At 63.1% G+C, this 1,904-nt stretch carries 3 protein-coding genes; all 3 read right to left on the bottom strand.

Features of this window, described 5'->3' with window-relative positions:
- Window positions 1-1,025: IS66 family transposase (tnpC, locus tag AC5ZGW_RS46025; RefSeq protein WP_496114155.1), on the bottom strand; the 1,025-nt coding region annotated here is incomplete at its 3' end.
- Between the two features lie 46 nt (window positions 1,026-1,071).
- Complete coding sequence (gene tnpB / locus AC5ZGW_RS46020) at window positions 1,072-1,392, bottom strand: IS66 family insertion sequence element accessory protein TnpB (protein WP_433994572.1); 321 nt, start codon at window positions 1,390-1,392, stop codon at window positions 1,072-1,074.
- A 23-nt stretch (window positions 1,393-1,415) separates the two neighbouring features.
- Window positions 1,416-1,817 (bottom strand): IS66-like element accessory protein TnpA, encoded by a 402-nt coding sequence (gene tnpA, locus AC5ZGW_RS46015; RefSeq protein WP_028168800.1) that lies wholly within the window; start codon window positions 1,815-1,817, stop codon window positions 1,416-1,418.
- Window positions 1,818-1,904: the final 87 nt, after the last annotated feature.

Here is a 1,904-nt window from a genome sequence, read left to right as displayed (position 1 = left end):
ATCGGCAGCACCTTCTTCTGCGGGTCGAACAGCGGCTCGAAGCCGTTGTAGCAATCGGCTTGCAGGATACCGGCGAAGGCGGCCAGATGCTTCTGGGGATGCTCGCCTCGTCGATCGCTCGAGGCGTAATAGACCGCCGCCGGCGGCGCAGGCCCGGCAAACGGCCGGTCATCCCGCACATAAGTCCAGATCCGCCCGGTCGTGCACTTGCCCTTCGCCAGGATACGGATGGTGGTGTCGTCGCCATGAAGGCGCTCGGCCGCGAGTACATGGCGTTCGATCAAGTGGAAGAGCGGCATGACGGCGAAGGTCCCGTGGCCGACTTGGTCGGCCAGCGTCGACAACGGCAGGTCGATCCCCTCAGCCTTGAAGCGCGCACTCTGGCGGTTGAGCGGGATATGCATGCCGAACTTGTCGAACAGGATCGTCGCCAGCAATTGTGGGCCGATGAAGCCGCGCGGCGTGGCGTGGAACGGGGCGGGCGGCTGGCTGATCTTCTCGCAATCGCGGCAGGTAAACTTCTCGCGTACCGTCTCGATCAGCTTGAAGCGGCGCGGGATCTCCTCCAGCGTCCCGGTCACATCCTCACCGATCTTCGCCAGTCGCGATCCACCGCAGCAGGCGCAGGTTGTTGGAGCCTCAATGACGACGCGCTCGCGTTCGATGTCATCCGGCCATGGCTTGCGCACCGGCCGCTTGCGCATGAAGGGGCGGACGTTCTGCGTCTTCGCCGCTGCGGCCTGCGCGGCAAGCTCATCCTCGCTCGCCGTGGTGGCGAGTTCTTCGAGCTCTAACTCCAGTTGCTCGAGCAGCCGCGCTGTGCGCTCGGAGCGTTGCCCGTACAGTTCGCGCTTGAGCTTCTCGATCCGCAGCTCGAGATGCGCGATCAGCGCTTCGTTGTCCGACAGTTCCGCCCGCGCACTGGCAGCCACCGCCTCGGCTTGCAGCCGCGCCTCACGCTCGGCCTGCAGCGCCGCCAGGGCACTCACAAGGTCCGATGGAAGATCGTCCGGCTTCGATATCATGAAGCCATTGAATCAGATCGAGCAGCAGATTCAAACCGTAAAACGGCTATCCGACCCGCGTCGGACGCTGGGTTTCTTGAGGGTTGCGCCAATCGATCCCGGACAACAGATAGCTCAACTGCGCCGGCGAGATCGTGACCGATTCACCGGCAACCGATGGCCAGATGAACTTTCCTCTCTCGAGCCTTTTTGTGAACAAGCAGGCTCCCTGGCCATCGTGCCAGATCGCCTTCACAAGATCGCTGCGGCGACCGCGGAAGACGAACAGATGACCGCTGAGCGGGTCTTTGCGCAGCACCTCCTGCACTTGGAGTGCCAGCGACGGAAAGCCTCTGCGCATATCCGTGTAGCCTGTCGCGAGCCACACTCGCACATTCCCCAGTATAGCAATCATCGGCGTCCAAGCACATCGAGGACCCGCGCCAGCGCCTCCGGATCGACGTGCGCATCCACCCGGATGCACCGTCGGTTGCCAAGATCGATCTCGATCAATCCAGTACGCGCGGCTGCCACAGAGCGAACTCGGCCGTCAGCCGTAGGCAAAAGCTTCGGAGTTTCCTCAGCCGATGCCGCTGCGGCGGCGATCTGCACCGGCGTAAAAGATGGCACAACTTGTTCCGATGTCCGTGCTTGTCGACGCCAGGTAAACACCAGGCTGGCCGCTACTCCGTTGCGACGCGCAACCTCAGTCACCTTCGCGCCCGGCACCAACGTCTCCTCGACAATCCGTGCCTTGTCGTCCTGCGACCAGCGCCGCCGCCGCTCCAGCCCGCCCAAAACCTCGACCCGCATCGCCTGATGACCTTAAAGCTAGACTTAAGGTCACACGCTTCGCTAATTACCACCCGTCACGCAAGACGGCCGCCGTCGGATGCGTAC

It is taken from the genome of Bradyrhizobium sp. Crot121, from assembly GCF_059512385.1.
This window is presented reverse-complemented; position numbering and strand designations above follow the sequence as displayed.

Coding starts and splice junctions, on each gene's coding strand:
- tnpA (WP_028168800.1), bottom strand. CDS start 1,817: ATGCGGGTCGAGGTTTTGGGCGGGCTGGAGCGGCGGCGGCGCTGGTCG.